We start from the raw sequence: 5184 nt of genomic DNA, 5'->3' as shown, positions 1-5184 counted from the left end.
CATTAGGATAATCACTGTCTTTTCCTGCACCCTCACGGACATTTGTGCAATTACCTTAACCTCTCACGGATGGATTAGGGTTAACTTAATCGTTAACGTTAATTTTCTTAGCCAATGTCTGAAATTTGCGTTGTTCACCAGCTTGTTTACGCTGTTGATAACGTTTTCTAGCTTGCTTTAGTACCTCTTGCAATAATTCCTCATTTTCTGAGCAGACGAGAAATGCAGCTTCTAGGAAAGTATCTCTAGTAATTTTATTTACATTGCAAAGGCTATCTAGGTTAGTATCAATGTCCTGTTCTAACCTGATTGTTCGCCTGATAATCTGCGGTAACTCTAAGTGCTGTTCTTGATTAGAAGTGCTTACCTTATCGTTTATAACTTCCTCACTATCTAAATCCGGTTTTGGTTTCTCAGATAAATGACTAAATTCAGTAATTTGGTCATTTAGTAAATTCTCATGTTGTACTTTTACAAGTGTTGTATCCCGTGCTGGAACACTTGGACGTGTCTTTTTCTTAAGGCGCTCAAAAACATCAGACATTTTTTTGTAACCTCTCGATAATTTGTTGGAAGGGAGTTTCGAGTTGTTCAAAGCCTAGAGAGGACAAACTTACACCTTTATCTATGGCCTTTTTAAATTGTTCAGATTCTAAAATTGAAGGTAAAACGACTATTTCTTCGGCAATTGTTCGCATTGCACTGATACTCGCCTTACTTTGTGCGACTTGGTTATTACCTACCCATTTATCTCTGAATGGCAAGATGCCAAGCACTATCCCTGAAAAAGCATCAATTTCTTGAAGTTCCTCAACTAAACTCAGAGTTCGGATGAGAGAATTTACACCTTTGGATGATGCTTCTACAGGAATGATGATATGGTCAGCTGCCCCCAACGATGTAAGGCAGATTTGCGATCGCTGAGGTGGCGCATCAACAATGCAGTATTGAAATAAATCTGATACCTCTTTTAAGCGTTTGCTCAAAACAATAGCTCCCATACCGCTCCCAGACAAAAATTCTTGAGCATTATCTAATCCATCATCAGCAGGAATTAACCATAGGTTTTCTCCGATTTCGTAAATACCGTCTTCAGTATTGATCTGTTTTTTGAGAACTTCTAGAAGTGTGGGTTGATTCTGCTGAACTTCGTGCCCCAGGTAAAAAGTTAGGTTCGCTTGGGGATCGGCATCAATCATCAGTACACGCTGTCCTGTTTGAGCAAGCATTCTACCCAATAAGATTGCAACAGTTGTTTTTCCCTGGCCACCGGACAAGGATGCACAAGTAAGAATTAACATTTTACTGACTACCAGCAGCATTGTGTAAATTAGTCAATATCATAATGCATAATGTTGTTTTTAAGTTATTTAGTCATTATGTAATTTAGTCATTTGTAAATGACTAAATTGTAATTAACGCTATTTAGTCATTACTTTAGCTCTCAAAAAGTCCTACCCTTCGAGAAGATAGATGTAAAGATAGATTTTTGTCCTATTTGTTTGTTGGTAATTTTAGTCAAGACTGAATTTAGTCATTCAACAATAACTAAATTGCATAATAGTGCAATCTCGTAAACCAGTTTTATTTTCTGAATAAAATAAAACTTCACAAATGCTCATGGGGGCTTTATAGGGGCTATATGTACCCCAAAAATGATTCAGGACTTCGATGAGTATTTGACACCTGTATAGGGTATATATGGGTGTTTTGTGGGGTATATTTGACTGTTTGACACTTTATACCCCACTTAGCCCCCAAGGGGGTATGATAAGCTCTTGAGGCTGGAGAAAAAAGAGGTAGTTATTTTATTCTTCTCTCCTTTGCTCCCCCATATCTTCTCAACTGATAACTTTTACAAATTGAACCGTATTACCTTTCCCCCAATGTCGAACATTCATACCTTACAAAAAATTTTTCCTGCTGGCTTTGATAACGGTTATGGAAGCCTAAAACTTTTAGTCGATGGCTTTGAAGTAGTTCGTGTCCCCAGCTATATAACCAATGCCGAGATGGAAGATGTACCCGGACGAGTAGTTTTTAACGGCACTGCTTACACAGTCGGAGAATCAGCTTTCCGTACAGGTTATCATTTTGACCGGAACACGGATAACAATGAAAACAAAGTCAATAATGCGTTGTTGACATTATTGGGTGCATTGGCACATCTACCACACCGTAAGGCTTGGCACTTAAAATTAGTCGTCAGCTTACATGATGTAGGTCTGGCTGACGAATTGCAAAAAGTACTAAGTGGGGAATATCAGCCAATACTTGCTGGCAAACAATCAGACGTGAAAGTAGAAGTGCTGAAAGTTGTACTAGAGGGGATGGGTGCATTATTTGGGCATCAACTACCGAAAAAATTAACCATTTTAGACTTTGGCAATGGAACGACTCTGTATTCTCGTTACAACCAGGGGAAGCGAGAAGTTCACACCGCCTACCCCATCGGTGTAGAAGTTCTCATTGATGATATTTCCCAAAAAATGAAACATCTAAATGGGGGAAAAATCGGGGATGCATCCAAAATCCGATTTTGTCTGGAAATGGGACATACCAAGTACAGCCGTGACATCGATATTAAAGATATATATAGTGCTTGTTTGAAAGATTGGTATGAAAAATACTTGAAGAAAGTGGTGAACTTGACACTTGATGCCAAGCACCAAGGGGATGAAATCTGGGCTATAGGTGGAGGTTGCCTCTTACCTGGATTTAAGAAGCTCTTAGAAAAGAACGGTTTCAAAATTCTGGATAATCCAGTGGAAGCTAATGTTTTTGGGCTTCTAGAAATGGCAAAAACCATTATCAGCAAGAATTCACCAAACACATCTGGGAAGCTATAACAATGACAGACAAACAAGACTTGACACCGGAAAAAGTTCGGATCAAAGATAGCTACCGTGAGCGGATATTTGCAGAATCACAGCAATTAGGTAAAAGTTACCTGGAGACGCTTTACTTTATCATTGATTGTTATTTTGCTTTCAGAAAGGGTACATTCCCCACTCAACAAGTAGCTTTTACCCCGATTAATACTGAGTCAAACCAACTTATTCAGACTACTCTCCAGCCATCTACAGACTCTAAACCAGAGGATTCTGATGACCAAACCTTCAGCCTTGATTTTGATTTGTAAAGGAAAAATATGGCTTCCGTGAGGTTGGTCAGCTCCTGCTGTAGTCTTAGAGTCAGCGCCCAAGGATGTCACCAGTCGAAGTTAAAGAGCTTTTCACCCAGCATTTTGGTTGTGATAAAAATTACCACGTTGTTCTAATGTAAACCCACCCAGCAATAATCCCAACCATACTTCTACCATCGGCATTTTAAAATCCGACACAAACTGAATTTCCAAAATTACATTCGACTCACCCAAATAACTCTTGGTGCTGATAAGCAAATCGAGAAACATCTAGACTAGCCACAGGTTTAGCATAAATAGCCTGATTGCGAATTGCCTGTATCTGTTCTGACTCTCGCTCCATAGCTGGTGTGAATTCTTGTCGCTGTTTCAGCAAATCCTCAAACTCAATTTCCCCTGGTCTACCTTGATAAAAAGCCTCTTCAGCACAACGACGGACTGCATTACCAATTTCTGCCGGACTGCAAATGCGATATTCAGCCAACAGTCTACGCCATTGATCATCACTCCAAGGTGAGTTATTGTCTCGAAAAGCTGGAAAATACTTAGCTAGATGTAGATTGAAAACTTCATATCTTGCCCCTTCATGGGGTAAATCCACAAAAAAGATATCATCAAAACGGCGAACTAATTCCGCAGGTAGCATTGACAAGCGATTGACAGTAGCAATGGTATAAACTGGCTCTTGATGCTCTTGCATCCAAGTTAGTAAAGCCGCAGATAGCCGCCGTGCCACACCTCCATCTGCATTGGAGTCCCAGCCAGCAAAGCCTTTATCAAAGTCATCCCAATAAAGTACGCAGGGAGAAAGGGAAGTCACCAAAGCAATAAACTCCTTTAATGCTCTGTCGGGATGAGGATCACCCAGTAGTACACCCCAATTAGCTGCTAACAGTGGCAATCCCATTTTCTTAGCTGCTAACTTGGCAGAGAGACTTTTACCAGTACCCGGTGGCCCCCATAAGAGCATCCCAGTGGGAAACTTCAATCCATATTGCTTTGCTTTAGGTTGAAGTAGACAGGTAATAGTTTCCAACCTTTTCTCCAACAAATCTAATCCCCCGGCTGAAGGTACATCCGGTTGAGCAATGTATTCTAAACCCCGACCCCGCAATTTACTAACTTTATGCTCTAGCACTAATTGGGAGATTTCCTCAAGCTGCTCTGCAAAACCCAGACATTGCTGTAGTAGCATATTGATCTCGCCTATGGGTAAACCCTGACAGGCACGAAAGAGCAATTGCAGTGCTGATGTTTTTTCTGTTGTCTTTAACCAAGAATTGCGATCGGTTACAGCGCGGCGATCACGATCTGCGCTTCGCAGCAGCGCTTCGCGATCGCACTCCGCAAACTGCTGAAGCCGGGAATGACTACGGCCAACCCAGGCATCACAAAACTGCTCCACAACTATCTGCACCTGCTGTTGATCTGGAAGTGGATTTGATAGCACAGGAATAAAAGGCTGTAATTCTAGAGATAGTTGAACGTAAGTTTCCAATAACACCCAGTAATGACGTTGTTGACTCCAGAGAGCTTGATGACAGGCATTGAGTAATTGATAGCTACATTTTTGACTTATTTTGCTACCATCACCCTCATTTAGCATTCCCTCCAGTAAATAAATGCCTGGTTGATATTCCTCCAGAAGATACTGAATAATGTCCCCGTCTTTACCCCTGTCAGTTGACTGCAAGATGTACTGACCTTGATGGTGAATTAATTGCTGTAGTCCACAGTAACCAGGATTCCAGACAAAGACTGACAAAGACCGCTCCTCACCCCAATGGTAAAACTGCTGTAATATCTGCATTCTGTCAGGCGTATGATACTCCACAGCCACAATTGGAGTATTTTGGTTAGCTAGAGCAGGCCAGTCTGTCAACTTCATAAATCTGACTTCAACAACTTACTTTCCCCTTTTAGAGCAAATTTATTACTGATGCTTTAGCCACACGGATAATTATTACTAACGGATTGGCTATATTTCTTGTGTGAAAAAGAGCGATGGCTACGCCCGCCGCAGGCATCGCCTCCAGTAC

Annotated in this window: 5 protein-coding genes; 2 read left to right on the top strand and 3 right to left on the bottom strand. The window is 41.0% G+C overall.

Annotation, left to right across the window (positions count from 1 at the left end; translation table 11 throughout):
* Positions 1-85 precede the first annotated feature (85 nt).
* Both IQ229_RS12210 and IQ229_RS12205 read right to left on the bottom strand, forming a co-directional pair.
* Positions 86-544, bottom strand: coding sequence for a hypothetical protein (locus IQ229_RS12210; protein WP_162398275.1), 459 nt, complete (start codon positions 542-544; stop codon positions 86-88).
* On the bottom strand, positions 537-1301 hold the full coding sequence (locus IQ229_RS12205) for a ParA family protein (RefSeq protein WP_094353341.1): 765 nt from the start codon (positions 1299-1301) through the stop codon (positions 537-539). Before IQ229_RS12205 ends, IQ229_RS12210 begins: the two co-directional genes overlap by 8 nt.
* Before the next feature lie 585 nt (positions 1302-1886).
* Between IQ229_RS12205 and IQ229_RS12200 the strand changes: the two genes are divergently transcribed.
* Both IQ229_RS12200 and IQ229_RS12195 read left to right on the top strand, forming a co-directional pair.
* Complete coding sequence (locus IQ229_RS12200; protein ID WP_162398274.1) at positions 1887-2849, top strand: ParM/StbA family protein; 963 nt, start codon at positions 1887-1889, stop codon at positions 2847-2849.
* A 2-nt stretch (positions 2850-2851) separates the two neighbouring features.
* Positions 2852-3142 (top strand): hypothetical protein, encoded by a 291-nt coding sequence (locus tag IQ229_RS12195; protein WP_162398273.1) that lies wholly within the window; start codon positions 2852-2854, stop codon positions 3140-3142.
* A 229-nt stretch (positions 3143-3371) separates the two neighbouring features.
* Here IQ229_RS12195 and IQ229_RS12190 read toward each other — a convergent pair whose 3' ends face one another.
* Complete coding sequence (locus IQ229_RS12190) at positions 3372-5033, bottom strand: ATP-binding protein (protein ID WP_162398272.1); 1662 nt, start codon at positions 5031-5033, stop codon at positions 3372-3374.
* Positions 5034-5184 lie beyond the last annotated feature (151 nt).

Origin of the sequence: Nostoc cf. edaphicum LEGE 07299 (assembly GCF_015207245.1) — a bacterium.
In the GTDB taxonomy this organism is placed as follows: Bacteria; Cyanobacteriota; Cyanobacteriia; order Cyanobacteriales; family Nostocaceae; genus Nostoc; species Nostoc edaphicum_B.
The sequence above is the reverse complement of the archived record's forward strand: the minus strand, read 5'-3'. Positions and strand labels throughout refer to the sequence as shown.